General features: G+C 52.6%; 19 protein-coding genes. 16 read left to right on the forward strand and 3 right to left on the reverse strand.

The window, feature by feature from the left end; translation table 11 throughout:
• Nucleotides 1-12: 12 nt before the first annotated feature.
• Nucleotides 13-1,968 carry a protein-disulfide reductase DsbD gene (gene dsbD, locus BMX66_RS13995; protein ID WP_090883247.1) on the forward strand — a complete coding sequence of 652 codons (1,956 nt, stop codon included), beginning with the start codon at nt 13-15 and terminating at the stop codon, nt 1,966-1,968.
• 120 nt (nt 1,969-2,088) lie between these two features.
• Nucleotides 2,089-2,640 (forward strand): TlpA family protein disulfide reductase, encoded by a 552-nt coding sequence (locus BMX66_RS14000; RefSeq protein WP_090883249.1) that lies wholly within the window; start codon nt 2,089-2,091, stop codon nt 2,638-2,640.
• 212 nt (nt 2,641-2,852) lie between these two features.
• Here the strand turns inward: BMX66_RS14000 and BMX66_RS14005 are convergent, their stop codons facing one another.
• Both BMX66_RS14005 and BMX66_RS14015 read right to left on the reverse strand, forming a co-directional pair.
• The gene (locus tag BMX66_RS14005) at nt 2,853-3,578 is read right to left on the reverse strand and encodes a DUF2490 domain-containing protein (protein WP_090883251.1); all 726 of its coding nucleotides are present in this window, start codon (nt 3,576-3,578) and stop codon (nt 2,853-2,855) included.
• A 623-nt stretch (nt 3,579-4,201) separates the two neighbouring features.
• Nucleotides 4,202-5,179, reverse strand: a complete 978-nt coding sequence (locus BMX66_RS14015; protein ID WP_090883255.1) for a sulfite exporter TauE/SafE family protein — start codon at nt 5,177-5,179, stop codon at nt 4,202-4,204.
• A 418-nt stretch (nt 5,180-5,597) separates the two neighbouring features.
• Here BMX66_RS14015 and BMX66_RS14025 point away from each other — a divergent pair, with 418 nt between their 5' ends.
• Both BMX66_RS14025 and BMX66_RS14030 read left to right on the forward strand, forming a co-directional pair.
• On the forward strand, nt 5,598-5,987 hold the full coding sequence (locus BMX66_RS14025; RefSeq protein ID WP_177168794.1) for a DUF2784 domain-containing protein: 390 nt from the start codon (nt 5,598-5,600) through the stop codon (nt 5,985-5,987).
• Nucleotides 5,988-6,120: 133 nt separating this feature from the next.
• Nucleotides 6,121-9,252, forward strand: a complete 3,132-nt coding sequence (locus tag BMX66_RS14030) for a DUF748 domain-containing protein (RefSeq protein ID WP_090883259.1) — start codon at nt 6,121-6,123, stop codon at nt 9,250-9,252.
• Between the two features lie 86 nt (nt 9,253-9,338).
• Here BMX66_RS14030 and BMX66_RS14035 read toward each other — a convergent pair whose 3' ends face one another.
• Complete coding sequence (locus BMX66_RS14035; protein ID WP_090883261.1) at nt 9,339-11,027, reverse strand: OprO/OprP family phosphate-selective porin; 1,689 nt, start codon at nt 11,025-11,027, stop codon at nt 9,339-9,341.
• Between the two features lie 319 nt (nt 11,028-11,346).
• Between BMX66_RS14035 and BMX66_RS14040 the strand changes: the two genes are divergently transcribed.
• From BMX66_RS14040 to BMX66_RS14095, 12 genes are all read left to right on the forward strand, one after another.
• Nucleotides 11,347-11,604 carry a DUF2024 family protein gene (locus tag BMX66_RS14040; RefSeq protein ID WP_090883263.1) on the forward strand — a complete coding sequence of 86 codons (258 nt, stop codon included), beginning with the start codon at nt 11,347-11,349 and terminating at the stop codon, nt 11,602-11,604.
• Between the two features lie 82 nt (nt 11,605-11,686).
• Nucleotides 11,687-12,472, forward strand: coding sequence for a S1 family peptidase (locus tag BMX66_RS14045; protein ID WP_090883265.1), 786 nt, complete (start codon nt 11,687-11,689; stop codon nt 12,470-12,472).
• A gap of 237 nt (nt 12,473-12,709) precedes the next feature.
• A complete protein-coding gene (locus BMX66_RS14050) occupies nt 12,710-13,195 on the forward strand; it encodes an ANTAR domain-containing protein (RefSeq protein WP_255398970.1) in 486 nt (161 codons plus the stop codon).
• Nucleotides 13,196-13,222: 27 nt separating this feature from the next.
• Complete coding sequence (locus tag BMX66_RS14055; protein ID WP_090883267.1) at nt 13,223-13,888, forward strand: LuxR C-terminal-related transcriptional regulator; 666 nt, start codon at nt 13,223-13,225, stop codon at nt 13,886-13,888.
• A gap of 797 nt (nt 13,889-14,685) precedes the next feature.
• The gene (locus BMX66_RS14060) at nt 14,686-16,083 is read left to right on the forward strand and encodes a TIGR03013 family XrtA/PEP-CTERM system glycosyltransferase (RefSeq protein ID WP_090883269.1); all 1,398 of its coding nucleotides are present in this window, start codon (nt 14,686-14,688) and stop codon (nt 16,081-16,083) included.
• A 208-nt stretch (nt 16,084-16,291) separates the two neighbouring features.
• The gene (gene prsK / locus BMX66_RS14065) at nt 16,292-18,370 is read left to right on the forward strand and encodes an XrtA/PEP-CTERM system histidine kinase PrsK (RefSeq protein ID WP_090883271.1); all 2,079 of its coding nucleotides are present in this window, start codon (nt 16,292-16,294) and stop codon (nt 18,368-18,370) included.
• Between the two features lie 199 nt (nt 18,371-18,569).
• Entirely contained in the window at nt 18,570-19,922 is a 1,353-nt protein-coding gene (prsR, locus tag BMX66_RS14070) for a PEP-CTERM-box response regulator transcription factor (protein WP_090883273.1), read from the forward strand.
• Between the two features lie 61 nt (nt 19,923-19,983).
• The gene (locus BMX66_RS14075) at nt 19,984-21,567 is read left to right on the forward strand and encodes an acyl-CoA ligase (AMP-forming), exosortase A system-associated (protein WP_090883275.1); all 1,584 of its coding nucleotides are present in this window, start codon (nt 19,984-19,986) and stop codon (nt 21,565-21,567) included.
• On the forward strand, nt 21,564-22,799 hold the full coding sequence (locus tag BMX66_RS14080; protein WP_090883277.1) for a pyridoxal-dependent decarboxylase, exosortase A system-associated: 1,236 nt from the start codon (nt 21,564-21,566) through the stop codon (nt 22,797-22,799). Before BMX66_RS14075 ends, BMX66_RS14080 begins: the two co-directional genes overlap by 4 nt.
• A 124-nt stretch (nt 22,800-22,923) precedes the next feature.
• Nucleotides 22,924-24,762, forward strand: a complete 1,839-nt coding sequence (locus BMX66_RS14085) for an asparagine synthetase B family protein (RefSeq protein ID WP_090883279.1) — start codon at nt 22,924-22,926, stop codon at nt 24,760-24,762.
• 437 nt (nt 24,763-25,199) lie between these two features.
• Entirely contained in the window at nt 25,200-25,892 is a 693-nt protein-coding gene (locus BMX66_RS14090) for a TIGR04282 family arsenosugar biosynthesis glycosyltransferase (protein ID WP_090883335.1), read from the forward strand.
• Nucleotides 25,879-26,574 (forward strand): TIGR04283 family arsenosugar biosynthesis glycosyltransferase, encoded by a 696-nt coding sequence (locus tag BMX66_RS14095; protein WP_090883281.1) that lies wholly within the window; start codon nt 25,879-25,881, stop codon nt 26,572-26,574. The genes BMX66_RS14090 and BMX66_RS14095 overlap by 14 nt, the downstream gene beginning before the upstream one ends.
• Nucleotides 26,575-26,607: the final 33 nt, after the last annotated feature.

Below are 26,607 nucleotides of genomic sequence, written 5' to 3' on the forward strand. Positions count from 1 at the left end.
AACCGGTTTTCCATGCACTTGATTCGATATTTCCTGCTATTGCTCTGCTTTTGCAGCGTAAATCTCTTCGCCGAGGAGAGGCAGGCTTCCGGTTTTCTTTCCGGGTTAAAACAGCTTGGCGCAAGCCTGGAGCAAAACGAACAGGAATTGCTCCCCCCGGATCAGGCTTTCAAATTGACTGTCAAGGTCCGGGATGAGAATACGCTGGTGGCGCAGTTCGAACCAGCAAAAAACTATTATCTTTACAAAGACAAGGTTGCGTTCAAGCCGCAAAACACGCAGACATCGATCGAGGCAATCTCTCTACCTCAGGGGAAAGTCAAAAGCGATCTTACCTTTGGGGAAGTCGAGGTTTTTTATCAGCCGTTCGAAGCGCTCATTTCCTTGAAGCGCGATCCCTCTTCAACAGAAAAGTTGACGCTTGTTGCGACTTATCAGGGATGCAACGAGCCAATAGGCGTTTGTTATGCGCCTATCAACAAAGTCGTCGAACTGACGCTCCCGGTGGCGAAAGCGGCGGCCGGCGCGGTCGCCAATGCTGTAAGCGGAGATGCAGCCGCGGCATCGGATTCGCCAGCAGCGAAGCCGGACCCAGCCGCGGAACTGTTCCAGTCCCCGTCGCCGGGTGGATCGCCTGCCATCGAGACGGAATCCAGCAAAATAGAGCAAATGTTCGAGACCGGCAATTTCTGGCTGATTCTGACCGGTTTCTTCGGGATCGGCCTGCTTCTTGCATTTACTCCTTGTGTATTTCCGATGTTTCCCATTTTATCGGGCATTATCGCCAGGCGGGGAGAGCGCATTACAAAGACTCACGGTTTTATCCTGTCGTTAGCCTATGTCATGGGGATGGCGCTTACTTACGCCGCCGCTGGCGTGGCAGCGGGGCTTTCCGGGGCGATGCTGTCCGCAACTTTGCAAAACGCCTGGGTACTCGGGGCGTTTGCGCTGGTCTTTATAACGCTGGCATTTTCCATGTTTGGCTTCTACGAATTGCAATTGCCCACCTTTCTTCAGAGCAAACTCTCCGAGGAGGCAGGTCATTTGAAAGGTGGGCATCTGACGGGTGTATTTGGCATGGGAGCATTGTCCGCATTGATTGTCGGGCCTTGCGTGGCTGCCCCGCTGGCCGGCGCACTGCTTTACATCAGCCAGACGCGGGACGTGGTTCTGGGCGGCTCGGCGCTGTTTGCCATGGCCTTGGGCATGGGCGTGCCACTCTTGTTATTGGGCGCATCTGCAGGGGCGCTGCTGCCAAAAGCGGGTCCATGGATGGAGGCGGTCAAACAATCCTTTGGCGTTTTGTTGCTGGCGGTCGCAATATGGCTGATATCCCCGGTGATTCCAGCGGTGGTGCACATGCTGCTGTGGGCCGCTTTATTGATCGTCTCAGCCATTTATTTACATGCCGTCGACCCGTTGCGTCCGGGTGCTTCGGGCTTTCAGAAATTCCTGAAGGGTCTGGGCATGATCGCGCTGCTGACGGGGATTGCCCTGTTGATCGGTGTTTTTTCCGGCAGCCGCGATATCCTGCAACCTCTCTCGAAAATAAACGTCGCCGCGGTGGATGCGGCTGCAATGGAAAAAAATGGGGCCGAGCAAGCGGGACATTTACCATTTCAGAGAGTGAAGTCGGTAGCAGAACTTGAACAGCATATTCTCCGGGCGAGAAACAAATACATGATGGTGGACTTCTACGCCGACTGGTGCATTTCCTGCAAGGAAATGGAGCGCTTCACGTTTACCGATCCGAAAGTGCAGTCGCGTCTGAAAGACGTGGTACTGTTAAAGGTAGATGTTACTGCGGGAACACCGGATGACGCGGCATTGCTCAAGCGTTTCAAGCTATTCGGCCCCCCCGGCATACTGTTCCTTGATCGCGAGGGGCGCGAGATCAAGGGAGTCAGGCTCATTGGGTACCAGGACACGGACAGCTTTCTGAAAATACTCAATGCCGTATTGACCTGAGCGCCCGTTCAAATCCACCGTATATAACACGACACGCCTTTTGCGCGAGTGAGTGTATTGGCCTGGTGTGGATCCTGCCACGGAATTTTTGGAGTTATCTTCCTCGGGGTTAATGATTAAATGACGAAATTGCAACAGACGTTGTTGTATGCAGGCATCGCAGTGCTTGCAGTGACCGCCGGCTTTTTGTTGCGCGGCCACCTGATGAGCGGTAATGCCGAACCGGGTGCCGACGCAGCGGTGTCAACCAAAGGGGCCGAGGCAATATTTGCCGCGAGCTTGCCCGATCTTCAGGGGACGAATCAGGCCATCTCGCAATGGCGCGGCAAAGTAATGGTCATTAATTTCTGGGCGACCTGGTGCGAGCCATGCCGCAAGGAAATTCCGGAGTTCATTGAACTGCAGGAGAAATTCAGGGATAACGGACTTATTTTTGTCGGTATTGCAGTGGATCAGAAGGAAAAAGCTGTCGCTTTCAGCAAGGAGATAGGGATCAATTATCCGGTGCTGGTAGGCGATATGAAAGCCATGGAATTGGCTGACGCAGCGGGAAACCGCCAGGGGGCGCTCCCATTCACGGTTGTTATTGACCGCGGCGGGAAAATCATAGGGACCAAACTGGGCCGCCTGAGTCAGGATAAACTTGAATCCATGGTCAAGCCCTTACTGTAAACCCGGTTCGTTTTCACGCATCAAATATCATCAGCCAACCGGATCTATAGCGGGATGCTTTGTTGCTTCGATATTCCTCGATACACAGGCGGAGACTGGTATCGAAGCGCATCTTTGATCAACCGTCGTACATTCAAAACCACTTCAATCTGATATTGACCGCCACGAAGAAAGGAAGAACAAGCTCCCTGAGCTCCGTGGCAGCATGCCGCTCAAAAGTTCAAGAAAAGATTGGCGGATAATATATGATCCATCAGGTTAGCCCCTCGCCTGATAAGATAGTGGTTCATATAGCCGACTTCAGTTGTAACATTCTTATTGATGGCATAGCCGATTCCCGTAAAGAATCGATTGTTGTCGATGCCTCTTCGGGCGCGCCAGTCATTCGTGTTGAGGCCGACAAAAACCTCATCTTGAACGATGAAGCTGAAGCCTGGTGCAAAAGTCAGCGGTACAGCTAATTTAAGCATTTGCCGATAACGCACGGCGACATCATCCCCGAGCCGCGGAGCCATGCGTTGCTCCAGACGGCTGCGCGCGGTGACTTTCCCGAACGAAAATTTATCGCTCCATAATAATTGCTGCCACACTCGCTGCTCGTCAAACGGAACACTGACAAATGGTGTCGAGGTTGGGGCCCAGGCGTATCCCGCCCAGATACTGGTAGTGTCGTTAATCTTGTAACCCAGGCCGGGCCGTATCAGGGCCTGAGAGAACTTGGTTGAATTGTCGCCAAAACGCCCTTGTCCTTCCGCCCACCACAGTACTTTCTTCAAGGTTGGGTTATCCGGATTGACAAATCCGAAATTACCGGTAGCCGTGATGTTACCCCAGGTTTGGAAATCCGATAGATCGTCCGCAAACTCTTGAGCAGCTACCGGGCTGGAAAGAAGTATCAGACCCGATAGCGCTAATGCCGTAAAAATGTTTTGTCGCACTTGCTCTCCTTCATTTGATATGGAAAATGATTTCAAAGAACGGGAAACGCGCCGCTCGCTGTATAGCCGTTTGGCGCAGAATGAGCCGATGTGGTAACACGACTGCAAAAAGCCTTGCAGTGCCTGGGCTGACAGATGCCTTGAATTTGGCGAACTATCTGTTCGAAATAGAAATCTGTTATTTATAAGTGAATTTTGCGTGAAATTATCACAACACACGTCAAGAAAGCATCATGTAGATGTGAGAAATTTGTGAAGCACCTACTTTAAACGGGGATATGGGATGAATCTGCTCATAATGCATAAAAAAACTATCCCTGGCGGCGAAAATCATGAATTGAAAGCCAACGTGGATTACCTGGACAACACGGAGGGGCTTTGTAAAAAGGAAGGAGCGTTCGCGGGACGTTTTCATTCAGCTTACAGTCTCCGGCGAACCCCGGAGACTGAATCTTTTTTCTAGCAGCCTGTCGGACTTGAAGAATCGAAGCGAAAAAGTGACTGGGTGAGGACAGATTTTGATGATTTTGAAGGCCAATAGTTATTCTATTGGCCGAAAAAGCGGCGAAATATGGACCAGCCAGACGCTTTTGCAGCCGATTTCCTTTAAGTCCGACAGGCTGCTAGACAGCAAGGGCCCGGTACAGATTGTACGAACTGATAAGAATAATCAGTGTCCCCACCAGTATAAGCAGCGTGCGGGCGTGGAGCTTCTTGCATAGCACTGCGGCGAACGGTGCAGCGAACAAGCCCCCAAATACCAGGCCGACGATGATGGGCCATGTATTTGTTTCCATCAGCAATGTAAAAACGGTGGCGCCTGTCAGCGTCAGAAAGAACTCGGCGAAATTTACCGAGCCGATTGTAGTGCGGGGATCATTTCCCGAGCTCATCAACGTTGATGTCACTACCGGACCCCAGCCGCCACCGCCCGCTGCGTCGACAAATCCACCAAATAGCGCCAGTTTTCCGACGTGCCTGGGAGCATCCTCGCGCAAGCGTAGCGGGCGAAACGCCTTGCTGAGGATGTAAATACCCAGCAGCAGTAAATAGGTCGAGATATATGGCTTGAACATGGCGCCATCGACCTGGGTCACCAGCACTGCACCCAGTATGCCGCCCAGAATTCCCGGCACCAGCAAACGTATAAACAACGCCTTATTCACGTTACCGAATTTTACGTGCGAAATTCCTGAAACACCGGTGGTGAAAATCTCGGCGATATGAACGCTGGCGCTCGCCGCGCCGGGGGTGGCGCCTGTCGCCAGCAGGAACGTCGTTGCCGTAACGCCGTAAGCCATGCCCAACGCGCCATCCACCACTTGTGCAAAAAATCCGACCAGTACCGCGCTCCAGAATGTCGTGCCGCTGAGCGTCTCGCCAATAATTTGCCAACCACCGAACCAGTTATTGGAAATAAAAAAGCGCCCCGTCAAAAAGAGGACCAACCCGATCATAACCACAACAACGAACCACACCGCAGCCTGAAGGAGAGGGTGGGCGCCAGGATGGGAGACGGGTTCCTCAACAGGAGGCAGCCCCAGCTGCTGGTGTTCCACGTTTATCGGATTACCCGTCAGATCCAGATTGCGAATCTTCATAAGCTTTGTTTCCTGCCTCTTCCATATGTCGCAACACTATACCGATACGTGCAGCTATCAAGAAATAACCTAATAGAATATGTTTATTCTTTTGTTTTTCCAGCTATGAGAGAGATGAGAGAGGAGAGAGATCTAAAAAGCGCCGGCATTTTCCCCGCGGGACAAGCGACAATAGCAAAGCCAGTGGATGACCGGCTCCCGCTATCCGGCTGTGTCTGGTGATAGCCCAAGCCGGGCCGCGACCCCGGATTGTGGAAAAACAGGGCGCGCCGCGTTGCACTCCCTGGCATCATCGGCTAGGCTGAAGGTGGGTATCGCGTCCCTGATCGTCCCCATTTTGCACCTTTTGCCGATCTGGCGCTCCGAAGGACTGTTTCAGGGGTCCCTGCGTATTCATGAATAGATTTGGTACTCTACGATGAACCTTGGCGGCCTGCTGGCTGATATCGTACTTATCATTCATTTCCTGTTCGTGTTATTTGTCGTCGGCAGTCTGCCGCTGATCTGGATCGGTGCAAGGATGAGATTACGTTTAGTACGCAATCGCCGGTTTCGGTTTGCGCATCTTGCCGCTATCCTGTACGTTGCCGCCGAGTCGCTCATTGGCATGATATGTCCGCTCACATGGCTGGAAGACACTTTACGTAACAGGCCGACCGGCGCGGGTTTCATTGAGCGCTGGTTGCATCGAATCCTCTTCTATGAGATTCCGGAATGGATATTTCCAATAGTTTATGTATTGTTTGCGCTTCTGGTCATTATTACTTTCAGACTGGTTCCGCCGCGCCCTCGTAAGCCTCATCCATGAATCACATTTGATTTCTGCAGGGATAATTGACCCATCTTTCGGCTAAGCGTAAAGTTGGGCTCGAAAAGGTTGAGGTTTCTGCTCTCAAGCTTTTTTGTTGCTGCTAGAACCACCTCCAGGAAATCGTACGAACATGTCTGCGAGAACACTCCTTCATCGTTTCACCCGCCACAGACGTTTAGGTATCGGCCTCGGCATTTTTGTTGCTGTCATTGTCCTGTTCGGGCTGCTGGGTTATTTCTGGCTGCCGGGCTACGCCAAAAATAAGCTCGAGAATGCCCTGTCGGAAGCCCTGCAGCGGCCGGTGACAGTGCAATCAATCGATATTCAACCCTATACGCTGGAGCTGACGGTGCGTGGTTTCCGCATCGGCGAAAAAGAATCGGGTATTGACGCCGGGAAGGCTCTTTTTTCGCTCGACGAGTTGTATACCAATCTCAGCATTGCTTCTGTCGCACGCCGTGCACCGGTGATCAGTTCCGTATCGCTAAAGGCACCCGCGCTGCGTTTGGTTCGGGAAGCCGAAAACCGTTTCAATATTACAGACCTGATCGAAAATTTGATGAAACGGCCCGATGAGGCCGATAAAGGCGATGAAGCAATGTTCTCCGTGAGCAACATCGTTATTGAAGATGGACAGTTCGAATTTATCGATCGACTCAAAGAGAGTCGCCAGAAAATCTCCGAGATCCGCGTCGGCGTACCGTTTATCGCCAACTTTGAAAGCGATGAGGAAACCTGGGTCGAGCCGCATTTCAGCGCCAAAGTCAATGGGGCGCCGCTCACCCTGAACGGTAAAATGCGACCTTTCACGGAAAATCGCGAAGCAACGCTTGAGCTCAAGCTCAATGACGTCGATTTGACCAATATAGACGAATATTCACCGATCCCGACAGGCATCAGTCTGCTTTCAGGCTATTTTGACAGCGATTTATTGCTGACTTTTACCCAGGTTGCCGGGGAGTCGCCAAGTATGGTTTTGACGGGTCGGGCGGCGCTGCGGGAGTTGGAAATCGAGAATGAGGCTGTGGAAATGCCTTATCGCGCAAAGCTCGATCAGTTCGACGTCAAGTTGACTGAAATCAATCTCAACGGGTCGAAACCATCGCATGTCGCACTGGCTTTGGCCGAAGCCGCAGTGGTTCGAAAAGGTGAGTCGGAACCGGTGCTGAGGCTGCCAACGTTAAACGTGGATGAGGTCGCAATCGATTCCAAACGGCAGAGTGTGGCCATAGGCGCTGTGGTGCTGGATCGGTTCAAAGCCGCCGCGCGCCGCCAGGCCGATGGCCGCCTGGATCTCCTAAAACTTGTTACACCGGCACCGGGAACTGCATCGATGCCGGAGGCCTCTGCCAAGGCGGAGACGAGCAAGCCATGGACGGCACAGCTTGGCAGCCTGAAGTTAACTGGGGCGGCCTTGCGTTTTGAAGACAGTACACTGACAAACATAGCGCCGATGGTTGTCGATCCGCTCGATTTAACCGTTACCGATATAGACTTCAGCGGTGCAGCGCCACTGAAACTGGCGCTGAAGGCAGCAATAAATCAACATGGAAGCCTTGAAACAAATGGTTCTCTGGCCTGGGCGCCATTAGCGGCCAATTTCGCGGTAAGTGCCAACGATGTTGATCTGGTTGCGCTTCAGGGTTGGGCGGGTGACCGGCTGAACGTACTGCTCACGCAGGGCGCCGCGTCCTTCCATGGCAACATCAACGCAGATGGGTCGCCATTAAAAGTGGCAGTAAACGGCAAGGGGCGTTTTACCAATTTCAACGTTCTCGACAAGGTCAGCACAACGGATCTCATGCGCTGGCGAAATCTTGACATTAACGACATCAAGTTTGTTAATGAACCGTTGCGAGTAGATATAGCATCTATCGGGATTGCCGATTTCTTTGCCCGTGTTGCACTCTCTCCGGAAGGAGAACTTAATCTCAAGCATATCGTCCGCCAGGACGATAACGGGCAGACGCCCGCCCAAGCAGTTCCGGCTGTGCCGCCCGCGGAACAGCAGACCGCTTCCGCCAGGCCTACGCAGACTACCGCCGCCGATGTTTCGCAGCCGCCAACTCGCAAGCGCATCCCTGTTCACATCGGACGGATTGTGATGCAGGGAGGAAACGTCAATTTCAACGACCAATTCATCAAACCCAACTACCGGGCAAGATTGACCGGGCTTGTCGGCCGTGTCGGTCCTCTTGATCCTGGAAAGCCGGGCGAAATCGACATACGCGGAGCCGTGGACAAAACTGCCCCACTAAAAATCGTGGGAAAATTCGATGCTTTTGGCCGTCAACTCTACCTCGACATTAAGGCGGCGGCGAAAGGGATCGATATGCCGGCCTTCAGCCCTTACTCAGGTAAATATGTAGGCTACGCTATCGCGAAAGGCAAGTTATCGGTCGATATCCATTACCACCTTGAAAAAGGCGTGTTGACAGCCGAAAACGATATTTTTCTTGATCAACTGACTTTTGGTGAAAAGGTCGAAAGTCCGGATGCGCTGTCAATTCCGGTGAATCTCGCTCTGGCATTGCTGAAGAACCGGCAGGGAGAAATCGACGTCCACCTTCCAATAAGCGGGTCTATCAACGACCCACAATTCAGTTTGGGTGGAGTTATTGTCAACGCCATCATTAATCTGCTTACCAAGGCTGCTACCGCGCCGTTCGCACTGCTGGGCTCAGCTTTCGGCGGAGGCGAAGAGTTATCCGAGATAAGTTTTCCGCCTGGCCGCGCACAGATAACGCTTGAAGCCGAGAAACGCCTTGAGACGTTATCCAAGGCATTGGCGGACCGTCCCGCGCTCGAGCTCGAGATTACGGGTCGGGCAGATCCTCTGCATGACCCGGAGGCTCTGAAACACACAATTCTGGAACGCCGAGTTAAAGAACAGAAATTGATGGAGAAGGTAAAAAAGGGCGAAGCGGCTGGTTCTCTGGATGAGATCGAGTTGAAGCCCGAAGAATATGAGAAGTACTTGACACTTGTTTACAAGGAAGCAAAGTTCGCGAAACCAAAAAACTTGATCGGACTTACAAAAAGCCTCCCAGTAGCAGAAATGGAGCAATTAATGCTTGCCAACATCGACGCCAGTGATAGCCAAATGCGAGAACTTGCCGAGCGGCGAGCGGAAGCCGCGCGTAACTGGCTGATCGAGCATGGCGACGTCTCGAGTGATCGAATGTTTATGCTTGCGCCGAAAATCGAGACGGAAGCCGATGGCACGAAATCCGGCAGCGGGGTGGAGTTCTCGCTCAGGTGAGTCACTCAGGCGCTCATTGAGATTTTTTCGGAAACACCGAAAATCTTCCCGATCCACCCTTGCCACCGTTCGTGCTTCCCGCTGCCTTAAAACTCAACGGCAAACCTCGTTACCCACGCGTCCAGGTTGGCATTATTGAAGGCAGCACTGCGTCTGTCAGCAACGCCGGCCGTATTGACATCCAGTACATGAACATAGTTGGTCATTACGCGCATATTCGAATGAGGATACCAATTAAGGCCGAATTTGACGAGGTCAGCCTCCCCTCCCCGGATTACCCCATCGTTCATATTCAGATAGTCATAACCAGTAGCAATTTCCCAGGCGCCCCAACCCGGGCCGTTCAACTGAAAGGCCTGATGGGGCTTTAATCGATTCCAGGCTCCATTCTTGACGTGATAGGTTCGCGATTCACCCGTTAGAAAATAACTTACATAACCGTAATAGCCGAACAACGACTCGCCGCTATAACCATGACCATAAATATCTGTCTGCAGATACTCCGCCTGAGCCGAAAAGGGCCCATAAACCAGGGCAGTTTCCGCTCCCCAGCGATTGTAACTTTCTACCCGGCGCGAGTCAGGGTCATTCTTGTTTCCGATGCTCAAGTTGCTGGTGTTCAATACATTGGTACGATCCACGTTGACGGCTGGAAATGCGCCGAAACTCATCCCGCCATTCGCAAAATTGCCATTGCCGAAGTATTGGGTATTGACTCTGGTGTGCGATGCCGAAGCCCCTATATGCAAGAATTTGGTTTCGCTTTCCAGCCACGGCCTGCCTGATATACGCCCTGTGCTCGCCCAGCTGATGTCGCCCGAACCATTGTTGCGGCTATTATTGCCATTCGGGTTAATTGATGTGGCGGCGCTGGACCAGCTGCCCACCGGTTCAGTTTGAAACGCTATCCCAGTTTGCCAGCGCGGGACAGCGTAGTTGACGCCTACACCGGTTTTATAGACGTTGGGGTTGTCGACGAACGTGTTAACGGCCATATTACGTTCAACGAAGGTATAAAAGCGGTTACTGGTAGCTTCTTCCAGACTGAACGGTTCCTTGAACGAACCTACCTTGACTGACAGGGGATTGTCGAAGTTATACCGAATGAACGCATCGGTAATCCCCGATGTTACTGCACCATTTCCGCGGCTGAAATCGTACTCGAATTTATAATCCCATTTCTTGTAAAACGTCCCTTCAACACCAAGACGGGCGCGCCGGATGGTGGCGCCGCTGTTTAATTCGTAAGGTCGGTCCTCTGCCGCAGGTGGCTGGACATCGTTGATAATATTGTATTGCGAGTCGACTTGCAGCCGTCCATCAATCGCCGCCGTAAAGTTTCCATCCTTACTTTCAAAATGCAACCCAGGTCCATACTTCAGCTTGGTTTTTTCGGTTTCCTTGACTCGTTGCTCAAGGGACGCCATGTCGCTGATAAGACGCGCTTCCCGCATCTTGGCCTTCAATTCTATGTCCTTGCGGAGCGCCATTACTTCCGCTGCGTCGGTTTTTCCGGCTGCGCCATCAGCCGCGCTATCCGCCGTCGTGTCACCTGTCTTGGCAACTGCCTCGTCTCCAGCCCGGTCTGTCCTATTGCCGGCCGGCTTTGCCGCATCTTCTTTCACGAACGAACCCATGTGTACCCGGCCTGGACCAGGCTTCGCATAAATCTGCTCGGTTTTGGTATCGACATAAAGGTCGATGGCAAAAGCCGCGGCGGATACGCTCGAGCCTAACACGGCGGCGATCGCTAACGTAAGTCGGGATAATCTCATCAGTTTTCTCTTCTCGGTTTGTTTATAAAAAACTGGTGGGAGCATACTGTGGGAAAATGTCCGTTTGATTGCAGTTTTGTAACAGTTTTGTAACAGTTTTATGACAAAGATGACGAGTTCGGGCTAGGGAATATTGAGGCGGGTAATTTGAAGCACGCTACTGCTAGAGCTGCCCTGAAACGTAGCGACATACGACGCCGGTTCTGATGCTGCATTCCACTTTTCTCGCCACCGTGATAGTCTATATGTCGTTACTTGAGCTATTGAGTAAACCGGTCTAGCTTCGCTCCATCATCCATAACCGTTGAAGAGGAACAGCATGGAAATTCACGTATATGACACCTATGTCAAAGCTAAAGATGGTCATACGATGCACTTTGATGTGTTCACCGCAGTAAAAGACGACAGGAAAGCAATCGAATACGCGAAACAGTGGTTAACTTCCATTGGCGAAGGCGATGCCACGGTGACCAATAGAGAGTGCAATTTTTGCCACAGCCAAAGCGCGCCCGCCAATGTCGCCGACGCAATCAATAAGGACGGATATTTCATCTACAAGATGGAAGGGTGTAGTTAGTCCCTATTGGCGCTCAAGAAGAAAGGCGGCATGAGCATGAGAGAATCGTGCGGGTAGAAACGGCGAATGAATTTGAAAGACGATGAATATCCGCCATAAATTCCCGACCTTGTTCGCCTGCCGCATTAAAATCGGTATTTTGGGGCTTGTATTTGTTTGCCCGCTGTGGGGGAGTGAGCTTGTCAAAACTATCGAAAATGTCAAACCATCGATAGTTGGAATAGGAACTGTCCAGAAAACACGATCCCCTCCGGTAAATTTTCTGGGTACCGGCTTTGTGCTGGATGATGGCCTCCACGTAATCACCAATGCGCATGTTGTTCCAGAAGTATTGGATAACGCGAATAATGAGTCGTATACCGTGATTACAGGCAAGGGAAAGAAGCCGGAGCTCAGGGCCGCAACCATCGCCGCGATCGATAAGGACCATGATCTTGTGCTGCTGAAAATCAGTGGCGAGGCCTTGCCCGCCATGCAACTGGGGGACGCCAACAAGGTCCGCGAAGGACAGACCCTGATTTTTACGGGGTTCCCGATTGGCATGATTCTGGGATTTTATCCAGTCACTCACCGCGCCATGGTTTCCTCGATTACCCCGATCATTTTACCTGCGCGCAATTCGAGGCAACTTAATGCGAAAATGATCAGCCAGTTGCAAAAACCTGCTTACGCAGTATTTCAACTGGATGGTACCGCTTACCCGGGCAGCAGCGGAAGTCCTCTCTATGATCCTGAAACCGGGCTGGTGTACGGCGTGATCAACATGGTATTTGTAAAGGGGAAAAAGGAGGCGGCGCTCAGCAATCCGAGCGGCATAACATATGCCATTCCCGGCAACTATATCCGAGAGTTGCTGCAGTACAAGTAATCATTTTGTGGGGTCGCTCTCAAGCGGTAAACACGAATTGTTTTAAAAGATCCATTTCATGACGCCCTACGCTGCTATCAAAGCCCAGGCAAATTGCGATCCGGGGACCCTGTAAACAGGGTTGGGGATTTAGTGCAAAATAGCCTGAAAGGTAATTGCGTGAATGAATGTTGGGTGAATAATGGCACAGGCTTCTTTACCTTCAATAATTTGATGAGCCACCTGGAAGGAGAAACGATGCAAATGGTTACCGTGGCAATAGCGGATACGGACCACGGGAGGCGAACAAGATTGGAACAGTTCCTGCAAGGCGGGCGGGGCATCAGGGTGCTGCCAAATGTCATGTCCGCTGGAAGCGATATTTCAAACGGTCCTCAACTTGAGCCTCCTGCGGCCGTTATAGCGGTTGACGAGGTAGTTGCCAGAATCAGCCAACTCAAACCTCGCATTCTTTTTGTCAATCTGGATCAGTCTACCTATGGAGACTTTGCGTTGCTGGAGGCTTTGCACCGCGAATGTCCGGAGACGCTTGTGTTGTTATTAGCCGATAAGGCGGCACAGGAGGAGCAGATAATTCAAGCTCTGGCTAACGGCGCGCGCGGTTGCTTGAGCCACGAATCGGATCCATTTTATTTTTTAAAGGCTGTGCGTGTGGTTGACCGTGGCGAGATCTGGGTCACACGTAAAATGCTGGGTAAAATCATGGATAAGGTATTGCATTGATATCACGAATTTTGACGGGAGAGATTCTTGATTTTGCTTGCTAGCGCGTCCCAGGACGACCTGTATGGCTGGGAACAGGGGGTCCATACCCTCGCTCCCATATTCTGCTCAACCAACCTTGCCTCGCTCAGGGATGAGCTGGTACGGATAAAGCCCCAAGTCCTCCTGCTCGATCACGACTTGCCCAAATTGGATGGGCCGAACGGAATAGCGGCTCTCATGAAATTGAATCCGGAGACTAAAGTCGTTATCTTGACCGGCGCGATTGGCGACGAGGTAGAGTGGGCATTATTCAGGACGGGAGTAAGGGGATGCTGCCGTCGAGATATCGAACCTGAGCAGCTCAAAAATGTCGTTATAGCTGTTCAGCGAGGTGAACTATGGATACGACGGACGCTGAGCTGGCATCTGCTGAATGAACTGGTTGTGATTACACGGGAAAAGAACAAGATCAAACAGGCCGTAGGCGATTTACTCGCAAATCTGACCCGGCGCGAATACGAAATTGCTACGCTTGTTGGAAATGGTGAAACCAACAAACAGATCGCACGCCGGCTGGCTATTACCGAGCGTACAGTGAAGGCTCATCTGACCGAGGTTTTTCGCAAACTGGACGTTGCCGACCGGCTCAAGCTGGCGTTGATTGTAAAAGGTTCCATAGCATCACGCAACACGACGCAAATAGAACATTAGTATTAGCCTTTGCGCTTGCCTGTTTCATTCTGATCGCTTCCCAGTTCCTAATCTGAAAAATCCCCACCTGACACTCAGGTCGACATTTACAAACGCAAGCAGGGACACGCCGGTAGCTGAATCGACCGAAATTTAGGGGAAATTAATGATGTTATTCCGCTTCCATATCTGGCAGCTTTCATGCTGCATCTACCCGGACCGGCAACTCAAACCAGTTGAGGTTCGCTTTGCTTTATTCCTCAATCATGTCACCCCTCTTTCATGTCGCCTCGGGAAAAATCAAGCGGTTTGAAAGCCTCCCAGAGCCCGCCCCTCAATCAGCGTACCAAGGTCCAATTGTTCTTGCCGGTGAAGTTGATATGATGCACCTGTTGCCTGGCGTAAAGATGACTACTCATTGGAAGAATCATCTCATATAATGCTTTCATAAATTAAGGACTTATCTCTAGTAGGCCAGTCACTGCAATTAGCTGAAATGATGAATTGGTGCTTGATCGCCACGACAGTTCAACAATCCATTGCGGAAGGAGAGTCTCGTCTCTTGTGCCTGGAAGACAAAAACCTGCTGCTCAGGCTATATTCGGGGTTTATCGACAGGCCAAATCATTCATTAATCATTTCCTCTGAAAAGGTGGCGCGTAGGGTAACGAGAGGAAACGAAGCTTTTAACCGAGGCCCAAGCGTTTAACCAGATGTAAACTGTGGTGCGGGCACGGAACTGGCGCCCGACGAACAAGGGATACCGCCATCAGGCGGACCGATAAAAAGGTGTGGCAGAGCGCTGATGAGGAAGAAGATTGTTTCGTATCTATAACCATTTCATTTCCAGAACGGTGATTCTGCTTATCAGTGCGGAAGTTTGCGTACTGATGTTTATGGTTTATCTGGGAGCCGCTATTCGTTTTTTTGATCCCGTTAAACTCTTTCCCTTCTCTTTCTCATCCCTGTTTCCAGAGGCCGTAACCTTCACCTTCGTCATGATTGTGTCCATGTCGGTCATGGGGCTGTATCAACTCGATTCCCGGCTGGATATCAAGGACACTTTATTCCGTCTCATGCCATCCATGGTGTTGGGGTTCGGAGTAACGACCCTGATTTTTTATCTGCTTCCCGACCTCTATCTTGGCCGGGGCATACTGGGATTAGTAATGTTTCTTGCGTTGCCCGGGATTCTCCTGACGCGAGCTGCTTTTCTCAAATGGTCAAGTTTGGGTATTCTGGAATCTCAGGCGGTCGTCCTGGGCATAGGCGGCAAGGCAAAGGAATTCATTGAACAAGCTAAAAATGACCCTGTCCGCCGGGGATTCAAGATCGTTGGTTTTGTCCCGCTGCCAGATGAAGAGCTTCATGTCCCAGCCTCCGCTGTCCTGCCCAAAGTGGATTCGTTAATGTCGCTGGTCAACCGCTACGGCGTTCGGGAAATCATTATCGCGATTCAGGAACGCAGAGGCGGCTGCTTCCCTATTCAGGATTTGCTGGAATGCAAGCTGAACGGAATAAAAGTGACCGACTCAGCTGCTTTCTTCGAGCGAGAGCGGGGCCAGATCCGGGTAAATTCTCTTTATCCGAGCTGGCTGGTTTTTGGGGGGGGGTTCGATCAAAGTCTGCTCAGATCCGGTATCAAGCGTATTTTCGACCTTGCTGCGAGCGGCGTTCTTCTGGCTGTTACGTTGCCTGTAATGCTCATCACCGCTCTCTGTATTCTTTTTGAGGATGGCGCGCCCGTTTTTTACCGGCAGGAAAGGGTTGGAAAAGGCGGGAAAACATTTATGGTTTTAAAATTTCGCAGTATGCGAAATGATGCGGAGAAGAGCGGAAAACCGCAATGGGCGGCAGCGGATGATCCTCGCGTAACGCGCGTGGGCAGAATTATCCGAAAATTGAGAATTGACGAGCTTCCACAGATATTCAATGTTTTAAACGGGGATATGAGTTTTGTCGGCCCTCGCCCGGAAAGGCCATATTTTGTAAACCAGCTCTGCATGGAAGTCCCCTATTACAATGTAAGGCACAGCATCAAGCCGGGAATAACGGGGTGGGCGCAAGTACGCTACAGATATGGCGCATCCGTGGATGATGCCATTGAAAAGCTTCAGTACGATCTGTACTACGTGAAGAACCATAGCTTGTTCCTGGATGTCATTATTCTGATCGATACCGTTGAAGTTGTTGTGCTGGGTAAGGGTGGAAGATGATTCGGGAATCTCTGAATAGGCCCGAGTCTGCCGGAACCGGTCGCTGTTTCTTCACTCGGCTGGGAAATGAGCGGTAAAACCGGATATCCATTGCGTTCCACTTTCGGGTGTCTCAAGCAAGTGGATGTTGCGGACTCCGGCCTTTGTCTCATCACTTGCCAACGCCCGGTTTTTGGCAGCTCAGCCGTTGGCCGGGCAGTAGTCTGACATGCTGACGAGCATAGCGACAGCCAGTTATTCCATCGCCGCAGTGGCGTATTTTGTTCTGGCCATACTCCTGTTGACGAGCTGGCGGGGTCGTCTGCATGGCATAGTGCTGCCTGTCGCTTGCCTCCTTTCTGCGCTGTGGGCGTCATTGCTCGCATCTCGAGCTACCCATGATCTTGCTCTGTCTCTTCTGACAGATATGCTGGAAATCCTCAGAAATGCAGGCTGGTCGGCTTTTTTGATTACATTGCTGGGGCTGTATCGGCAGGAAGATTCTCCATTTCCGAAGATGAATCCGGCTATGGCGGCAATCGTTGCGCTTTACACTGGATGCATTATTGCTGCCTTTTACTCTCACGGGAATTTCGACTTTTCTTCGCATGAAACCATCGACTTCATCAACAACATTGTTGGAAGCCTCGTAATGGCGATACTTGGCATGATCCTGGTTGAGCAGCTTTACAGGAATACGCCGGTCAAGCAACGTTGGGGCATAAAATTCGCCTGCCTCGGCATAGGTGGAATTTTCGCTTATGATTTTTACCTGTATAGCGATGCATTGCTGCTTAGACAAGTGAATCCCGAGATCTGGGCCGCGCGCGGGATAGTTAATGCACTGGTTGTTCCACTTATCGCTGTGTCGGCTGCACGTAATCCCCAATGGTCAGTCGGCATCACGGTGTCGCGACGCATTCTCTTCTATTCAGTCGCACTGTTTGGCGCCGCCGCATATCTGCTTGCAATGGCCGCGGCCGGCTACTATCTCCGTTTTTTCGGGGGCGGCTGGGGCACGGTCATGCAGGTGAGTTTCCTGTTTGGCGCTGTGATTCTGCTATTGGTCGTACTGTTCTCGGGTACGCTGCGTTCCTGGCTCAGAGTCTTTATCAGTAAGCATTTTTTCAGTTACAACTATGACTATCGGGAGGAATGGCTGCATTTTACGCGCACTCTCTCGGAGGGCGAACACAGGCTGGGAGAACGCGTGATCCAGGCGTTGGCACAACTGGTGGAAAGTCCTGGCGGAGGTTTATGGATATGCCGGGAATCCGGTAATTGCGAACCTGTAACACATTGGAATATGCCGTCGGCGGGCGGACTCGAGCCGCTGGATAGCCCTTTCTGTCTATTTCTGGAAAACAGGGAATGGGTGATCGATTTGCAGGAATACGCTGCAAATCCTGAAAAATATTCTGCAATCATGCTACCTCAATGGTTGCCACGCATCTACAGGGCGTGGCTCGTGGTACCACTGATCCAGCACCGGAAATTGTTTGGTTTTGTCGTGTTGGCACAGCCCAGAAGCAGCGTCAAACTGAACTGGGAGGTGAGCGATCTGCTCAAGGTTGCCGGCAATCAGGCAGCAAGTTATCTTGCACAGCATGAGGCGGCCAATGCGCTCATGGTGGCGCGCCAGTTTGAATCTTTTAATCGTATGTCGACTTTCGTCGTGCATGACTTGAAGAATCTGGTTTCCCAATTATCCCTTTTGCTTTCCAATGCCGAAAAACATAAAACAAATCCGGAGTTTCAGAGGGATATGATTGAAACGGTATATCTCTCGGTTCAAAAGATGAAACGGCTCCTGGAAAAGCTGAGCAGCAGCGATTCACCGGACAAAGCGGTTCCTCTTGTTATTGCGCGGTTGTTACAAGAGGCAGTAAAGAGTAAATCCGTTGCCGAGCCAAAACCCATTCTTGAAATACAGGATTCCAGCATTGCGGTGTGCGCGAACTCATCGCGCCTTGAACGGGTTCTCGGCCACCTGATTCAGAATGCGATTGAAGCGACCTCACGAAATGGCCAAGTCCGGGTTCGACTGAAAAGAGAGCAGGATTTTGCCATAGTCGAGATAAAGGACACGGGCCATGGAATGAGCGAAGAATTTATTCGTGAAAAGCTTTTCAAGCCGTTTGAATCCACGAAATCCGCGGGTATGGGAATAGGTGTCTTTGAAAGCAGGGAATATGTCTCTGAACTGGGGGGAAAACTGGAGGTTAGCAGCAGCGAATCGAATGGCACTGTTTTCCGCATCGTCCTGCCTCTTCACCAGACAGATCAGGTTTTTAAAGCGGTTACGTAGCGTGACGATACATTCGATGTTCCTGGCAGGCGACAGTAAAGGAGGCCGATTAAAGCGTGAAGCAAGTTGACAAGCAATTGTCATATTCATCCGTGGTTAGTACCTGGCGTTTAGAGTGTGAGTAGAGCTCGAATAGTAGATGTTTTTAAGAAGCAAGTTGGATCGATCCATATCAAATCAGTTAATGAAGAGGACCCAAGTGAGTCAAGATAAAAAGAGTCTGTTAATAATTGAAGATGACCCGGGCCTTCAGCGCCAGATGCGCTGGAGCTTTGATGCTCACGAGGTGCTGGTCGCGAGCGATCGTGAAAGCGCGCTCGCTCTCGTTCGGCGGCATGAGCCGGCTGTTGTTACCATGGATTTGGGACTTCCCCCCGACCCCGACGGCGCTTCGGAAGGACTGGCCACGTTGGCGGAAATACTTGAGCTTGCGCCAGACACCAAGGTAATCGTCTTAACCGGCAATCAGGATCACGGGAATGCTTTAAAGGCTATCGGCGCCGGCGCTTACGATTTTCACCAAAAACCTTTTGACCCGGACATGCTGCGCCTGGTGGTGGAAAGAGCTTACTACTTGTATGCATTGCAGCAAGAGAACCTCAGATTGTTGCAAACCCAGGCGTATTCACTTATCGGTGGAATTTTAACCCGCGACCCGGCCCTGGTTAAGGTCTGTCGCAACGTGGAAAAAGTGGCGCCATCGGACGCCACGGTTATACTGTTGGGTGAGAGCGGCACAGGTAAGGAAATTCTGGCAAGAGCGCTTCACCAATCCAGCGCCAGGCGAGAAAAACGCTTCATGGCGATCAACTGTGCGGCGATTCCCGAAACGCTTCTGGAAAGCGAATTATTTGGTTATGAAAAAGGTGCATACACTGGAGCGGTCAAGCAGACTCCGGGTAAAATTGAATTGGCAAATGAAGGCACTTTTTTTCTTGACGAGGTGGGCGATTTGCCCATGCCGTTACAGGCAAAACTTCTCCGCTTTTTGCAGGAAAGGGTAATCGAAAGAGTCGGGGGGCGTAAAGAAATCCCGGTCGACGTCCGTATTGTTTGTGCGACGCATCAGAATCTGAAGAAACTGATAGAGGAAGGCCGTTTTCGTGAAGACCTTTATTACCGTCTGAGCGAAATCGTTATCACAATTCCTCCCTTGCGGGAGCGGGTGGGCGATACTGCCCTGCTTGCGCATCACTTCAAGAATAAGTTCAGTGCCCAGGAACGGCGGCCCTCCCTCAATTTCAGCCAGGAAGCGCTTGCGGCGATTGAAAGCCATCCCTGGCCGGGCAATGTGCGGGAAATGGAGAACTGCATCAAGCGCGCTGTAATCATGGCTGATGGTCCCATCATCAGCGCGGATGATCTTGGATTGCAGGCTTCAGCCAGTTCAACGGAACCAATCAACCTCCGCCAGGTGCGTGACAAGGCAGAGCGCGATGCCTTGATGAAAGCGCTGGCAAGAGTGGATGGGAATGTGGTCAAGGCGGCGGAACTGCTGGGCGTCAGCCGTCCCACCATATATGACCTGATGAACCGGCACCGTTTAAAATAGACGCGGCTATATATACCAACATCTTTCAAGCTCTCTATTACCTGCGAACTCCGTATTTCCGATGACAGACCTTCTCCACGAGTTAATTTTCAGATCCGCTGATCGTTTTCCTGACCAGCAAGCGTTGATTCACCAGAAAAACCGGATAAGCTATGCCGGCCTAGCCAAGGAAATCAATTCAGCTGGCGCGGCCATGCTGGCTTTGGGACTTGGCCGGGCGGAGCGCGTTGCCGTTTATCTGGAAAAGCGCCTGGAAACCGTTATCGCCCTATTCGGCGCGACAGGGGCGGGCGGTGTTTTCGTACCGGTCAACCCGCTCCTGAAACCGGAACAGGTCGCTTATATCCTGCGCGATTGCAATGTAAGGATTCTGGTGACCTCAGCCGACCGGTTAAAACTGCTCTCCACGGTTTTAAGCCAGTGTCACGACCTGCACGCAGTGATGGTGGTCAATCCTGCAGCGGCTCCAACGACCATTTCGGGTCTGAACATCGTACCCTGGGAGAACGCGCTCGTTGAAGACGGGCACATCAAGGCCCATCATAGTATCGACGGCGATATGGCCGCCATTCTTTACACTTCCGGAAGCACCGGAAAGCCAAAAGGCGTAGTTCTTTCCCACCGCAACATGGTGGCAGGAGCAAAAAGCGTAGCCCAGTACTTGAAAAATACCCCGGATGACAGGATTCTGTCGGTACTGCCGCTGAGTTTTGACTACGGGCTCAGCCAGCTTACCACGGCATTTCATGTCGGCGCTACCGGCGTCCTGATGAATTATCTGCTCCCGAGGGATATCATCGATACCGTCGAGGAGGAGAAGATCACAGGTCTTGCTGCCGTGCCTCCCTTGTGGATTGAATTGACCCGATTGAACTGGCCAGGGAATATTTCGCTGCGTTATATTACCAATTCCGGTGGCGCCATGCCGCGTGCGACGCTCGACTCATTGCGCAGTGCCCTTCCCGGTACCGCCATATATCTTATGTATGGCCTGACTGAAGCGTTCCGGTCGACTTTTCTCCCCCCGGAGGAAGTGCAGATGCGTCCCGACTCCATAGGCAAGGCCATTCCAAACGCCGAAGTGATGGTGGTGCGCGACGATGGGTCGCTCTGCACTGCGGGAGAACCGGGAGAGTTGGTGCATCGGGGCGCGCTGGTTTCTATGGGATATTGGAACGATCCGGAAAAGACTGCTGAACGTTTCAAACCCGTTCCATCCCGGCAATCCGGGCTGACTATTCCCGAATTGGCGGTATGGTCGGGCGATACCGTACGGATGGATGAAGAAGGCTTCCTGTATTTCATCGGCCGCCGCGACGAAATGATCAAGACGTCCGGTTATCGTGTCAGCCCTACCGAAGTCGAAGAAGTGATCTATGGCACTGAACTGGTGGGAGAAGCTGCTGCGGTCGGCGTCCCTCACCCGGTGTTGGGTCAGGCTATCGTTTTGATCACAACGCCCCGGGCGGGCACGAAGCTTGACCAGGACGCATTGCTGGCGGCCTGCAAGCTTCAGCTTCCCGCGTTTATGCTGCCCAGCCGGATCGAATGCAGGGAGGGCAGTTTACCCCGCAACCCTAACGGCAAAATTGATCGCAGACTCCTTGCACAGGAACTGCAGGATGCCATGGAACCTGAAGCATGAGTAATGTTCGGCCGAAGCACGTGCCCGCCGTTCAATTTCCAGTTCGAGACGACTGTCTTCAGGTCGGGGGCATGTCCCTCATCCGCTTGGCGCAGCGAGTAGGCAGAACTCCATTCTACGCTTATGACCGGCAACGGATTACCGGGCGGGTTGCCCTTCTGCGACAACATCTGCCTACAGAGATTCACCTCCACTACGCGATGAAGGCGAATCCCATGCCCGCCGTCGTGCAGCATATGGCGAGCCTGGTGGATGGGATAGATGTGGCATCGGCAGGCGAAATGAAAATCGCGCTCGATACGCCAACGTCTTCGTGTCAGATCAGTTTTGCCGGACCAGGAAAGGCCGACAACGAACTTTCCTGCGCGATTGCCGCAGGCATCGTCCTGAACATGGAGTCAGAGCAGGAAATGGAGCGTATTGCCAAACTGGGGAATCACTTGGGCATACGTCCTAAGGTAGCGGTTCGTGTCAATCCGGATTTCGAACTCAAATCCTCCAGCATGAAAATGGGCGGCGGCCCGAAGCAATTTGGCGTGGACGCAGAACGGGTTCCGGCCATGCTTGTCCGGATGGGTAAACTTGGACTGGATTTCGAAGGGTTTCATATTTTCAGTGGTTCACAAAACCTGAAGGTGGCCGCCCTTCAGGAATCCCATGAAAAAACAATCCAACTCGGCATCGCACTTGCCAGACATGCGCCCGGTCCAGTTCGTTTGTTGAATATAGGCGGCGGTTTCGGCGTACCGTATTTCCCCGGCGATGAAGCATTGGACGTGGCGGCGGTCGGCAAAAACCTGCGGCAGCTCATGCCAGAGGTAAAACGGCAGCTTCCAGACGCGCGCGTGGTGATCGAGCTCGGACGGTATCTGGTAGCGGAGGCTGGCATTTATGTCTGCCGGGTACTCGAACGAAAAGAATCCAGGGGGCAACTGTTCCTGGTGACTGATGGCGGCCTGCATCATCATCTCGCCGCTTCCGGAAATTTTGGCCAGGTGATCCGCAAGAATTACCCTGTTGTCGTCGGGAATCGGGTGGAAGGCGCGGAACGGGAAATTGTTTCGGTTGTGGGACCGCTTTGCACGCCGCTGGATCTGCTGGCGGACAGGATGGAAATGAGCAAGGCGGAAGCGGGGGATTTAATTGTCGTTTTTCAGTCGGGCGCTTACGGCTTGACCGCGAGCCCGACGGCATTTCTCAGCCATCCGGCACCCGCAGAAGTGCTGGTTTAGTAACAACAGCAACATTTATAGATTTCGCGCACGGCGCAGCGCCATCCATTCGCGCGCATGGCAGGAAGCCAGCAATTACCAAAGGCATGGGAAGGATAATGTTCAAAAAAAACGGAGAGTTGCTGTGAGCGGATTGTGCGGCTGGATAGGTCATGGTAATTCCGTTGCTGAAAACTTGCAGCTTGTCCGGCTAATGGCCGGGCCGCTAGCCCGTGCCGACGGCAGTGGTGCGCATACATCCGCAGGAGCCAATGGCGCTCTGGCAGTGGTCGCGCATGCCCATAGTGCCAGTCTTTATCAAAAAGACGGGCTTCACGTTGCATTATGGGGACGAGCCGGCTTTCTCGAACCGCGCCTGGCGCAGTTTGCGCAGGCCGAGGGTGTTGCAAAAACACTGGCTGACAATTGGAGGGAAAGAAGGGATAAAATTTTTACGAGTCTGACAGGCGCGTTTTCCTGCTGCATCCTGGACGAAAACGCCAATGAGGCCGCGCTGGCAACCGACCGTATGGGTACATACCCCATTTCTTATGAGGCTTCAGCAGGAGGATTGGTCTTTGGCTCATCGGCGGACGCCATAAACCTGCATCCACTGATTAAACCGGAGATTGCGCCGCAGAGCCTGTACAACTACGTTTATTTTCACATGGTGCCGGGCCCCGACACGATTTATCAGGGGCAGAAGCGCCTTCTGCCCGGTGAATATCTGATTTATCGAAACGGAAGCGTTGAGGCTGGCCAGTATTGGGAAATGAAATTTCTGGAAGATGACAGGCGTCCCTTTCAGGAGCTTCAGCAGGATTTTCTGGGCGTATTACGTTCAAGTGTGCGAGATGCGGCTAAAGATCAGGAGGTCGGCGCTTTTCTTAGCGGCGGAACCGACAGCTCGACGATAGCTGGAATACTGGGCGAAGTAACCGGGCAGCCGGCGCGAACGTATTCCATTGGTTTCGATGCCTCCGGTTATGACGAAATGGAATATGCGCGCATTGCGGCTAGACATTTCGCTACCCGGCACCAGGAATACTACGTTACGCCCGAGGACATCGTGGCCGCCATTCCTCAGGTTGCGGCGATTTTCGATCAACCTTTCGGCAACTCTTCCGCAATACCCGCCTATTATTGCGCGCGCATGGCTAAAGCTGACGGGCTGACCATGATGCTGGGGGGAGATGGGGGGGACGAACTGTTCGGCGGCAATGTTCGTTATGCCAAGCAGCATCTGTTTTCCCTCTATGAGCAAGCGCCGTCCCTGCTGCGCAAGGGAATTATTGAACCGCTGGTTTTCGGCGTTCCCGGCGGAGCGGCCTTGCCGCTGATAAGCAAGGCCCGCAGTTATATCGAACAGGCGTCGATCCCGATGCCGGCGCGTACGGAGACTTATAATTTGCTGGACCGCTATGGTCATGGAGCCGTTTTTACCCGGGAATTTCTGGATACGGTAAACCCCGGCTATCCGGCTGGCCTTTTAAGCGAAATCTACCACCGGGGCAATGCCAAAAGTTTGATAAACCGCATGCTCGCTTTCGATCGAAAGTTCACGCTTGCCGATAATGACCTGCCCAAAGTAGCGAAGGCTTGCGAGCTGGCAGGAATGGATGTGGCGTTTCCACTTATCAGCGACGAGATAGTGGCTTTTTCCCTGCGGCTTGAACCTCATCTGAAGCTCAAGGGCACCAAGTTGCGTTATTTTTTCAAAGAAGCGCTTCGAGGATTCTTGCCGGACGATATCATCGCCAAGCAAAAACACGGCTTCGGACTCCCTTTCGGCGTATGGCTCCAAACTCACAAACCATTGCAGGCCTTGGCGTCGGACAGCCTGAGCGACCTCAAGTCACGTAACATCATCCGCGCTGATTTTATCGACAAGCTACTGGATCAGCATCTGGACGAACATGCGGGATACCACGGTACCATGGTTTGGGTGCTGATGATGCTGGAGCAATGGTACAGGCAGAGGTAGCATCATCGGATCCACGTGGCTTGTAATCGTCGCTGCAAATTGTCTTGTTTTTATCGGCTTTCGCCACACTCGCGCTCGTACAAAGTCCATTTACGCACATCATGTAGCGTGATGCGGATAGGCTTCGAGGGGAGCTCTCAAGGCCATTCCCAAGGCCATTCCCAAGGCCATTCTCCATCTAGCCTACACTGATTGCAAACTTGCCAGAAGCTCATGATACTGGCAGAGGTTTCCTCGCGCGCCGCCTTGGGATAGTCGATCGGTCGGTCCACTTCGAAAATTTTCGTGCTCAACAGACAAATGCTGTCTATGATGTAAGAAATTTCGTCGTCCAGGGTAATCGACAAAAGAAGCTAAAAGAAGCCAATAGGCAGCTAATGGGCAGCCATGCCATCAACGAAACGTTTTATGCCAACCTGCGCCGACAAGGAGCCGGTATGACCAAAGCTGCTCTAGTGCTCGTATGCAAGCGGCCGGCATCAGGCATCGGCAAGCAACGGCTCGCCGCTAGCGTGGGTTTGGAAGCGGCGAGCCGCATTGCCGAGGCATTGCTCGCCTGCGCGCTCGAAGACGCACGCGAATGGCCGGGCCCCGTGATAATTGCTCCTTCGCATCCTGAAGATTGCGCCTGGGGCGGCGGCCTGTTGCCGCAGCGGTCAAAAGTACACATAGAGCCGCAAACAACAGGCAATCTGGGACAGCGGCTGAATGCGCTGGATCATAAACTGCGCATGTCGGGACTGGAACAGCTGGTTTATATCGGCAGTGATGCTCCTCTGCTCGGAGCAGACGACTACGCAGCAGCTCGCGATGCTTTGGCGTACCAGGATGTTGTATTAAAGCCGGCGGCGGATGGCGGCGTGGTCCTGATGGCGAGCCGCCAGCCGTGGCCAATGCTGAGCGGCTTGCCCTGGAGCACGGCCTGCCTGGGCGCAGCGCTGGCCGATTGTTGCCGCGCCGCGGGGCAATCCGTTGCTACGCTGACCCATAGTTTCGATGTGGATCAGCAAGATGACGTCGTTCGATTGATTGCAGCGTTGAAGACCGATCAGCGTCCGGCGCGAAGCGCGTTGCACATACTGGCCCGTGATCTGGTCCGTTTGACAGAAGAAAACCATGTCCAGCTTTAGCGTTATTATTCCCTGCTATCACGATGAAACCAGGCTGGCGTACCTGCTTCGCCAGTTGCAAAACTTGCGTCGCTTGCATCGCCAGCCGATGGAGGTAATCGTGGTGGATGGTGCTGCCGACGACGCCTGCCGCAAGGTTTGCCATGAATACAGCGTGCGCTGGGTGCCAGGCGAACCCTGCCGTGGGCGGCAATTACTGGCAGGCGCCGCGCTGGCGCAAGGTGACAAACTCTGGTTTCTGCATGCTGACAATCGGTTGTCTCCCGGCGCAATAGTAGCGATGGAATGCGCTTTTGAGCAAGGCGCGTCAGGCGGTTATTTCCGCTTCCGTTTTGACGCTCCGCGCGCCTGGCCCGCACTGCTGCTGGAACCGGCTATAGCCTTCCGTTGCCGGTTTGGCGTACCCTACGGCGACCAGGGGCTGTTCATGACGCGACGCGCCTATGAAGAGACAGGCGGACACTCGCCCTGGCCACTGTTCGAGGAAGTGTCCCTGGTGCGCGGGTTACGCCGCCTGGGGCGTTTTCTGCCATTACGCGAACCCATTCTCATCGATTCGCGCCGCTGGCAACGAGATGGGTGGTGGTACCGCACGTGGGTAAACCGCAATCTGGCATTGGCCTTTGCACGCGGCGCCGCGCCCGACAAGCTCGCTGCCCGCTATCGCTCCAGGACCGTATGACTCCAGTCACGAGCCAGGATTATATGAGGTAAG

It is taken from the genome of Nitrosovibrio sp. Nv6, assembly GCF_900110495.1.
Classification (GTDB): domain Bacteria; phylum Pseudomonadota; class Gammaproteobacteria; order Burkholderiales; family Nitrosomonadaceae; genus Nitrosospira.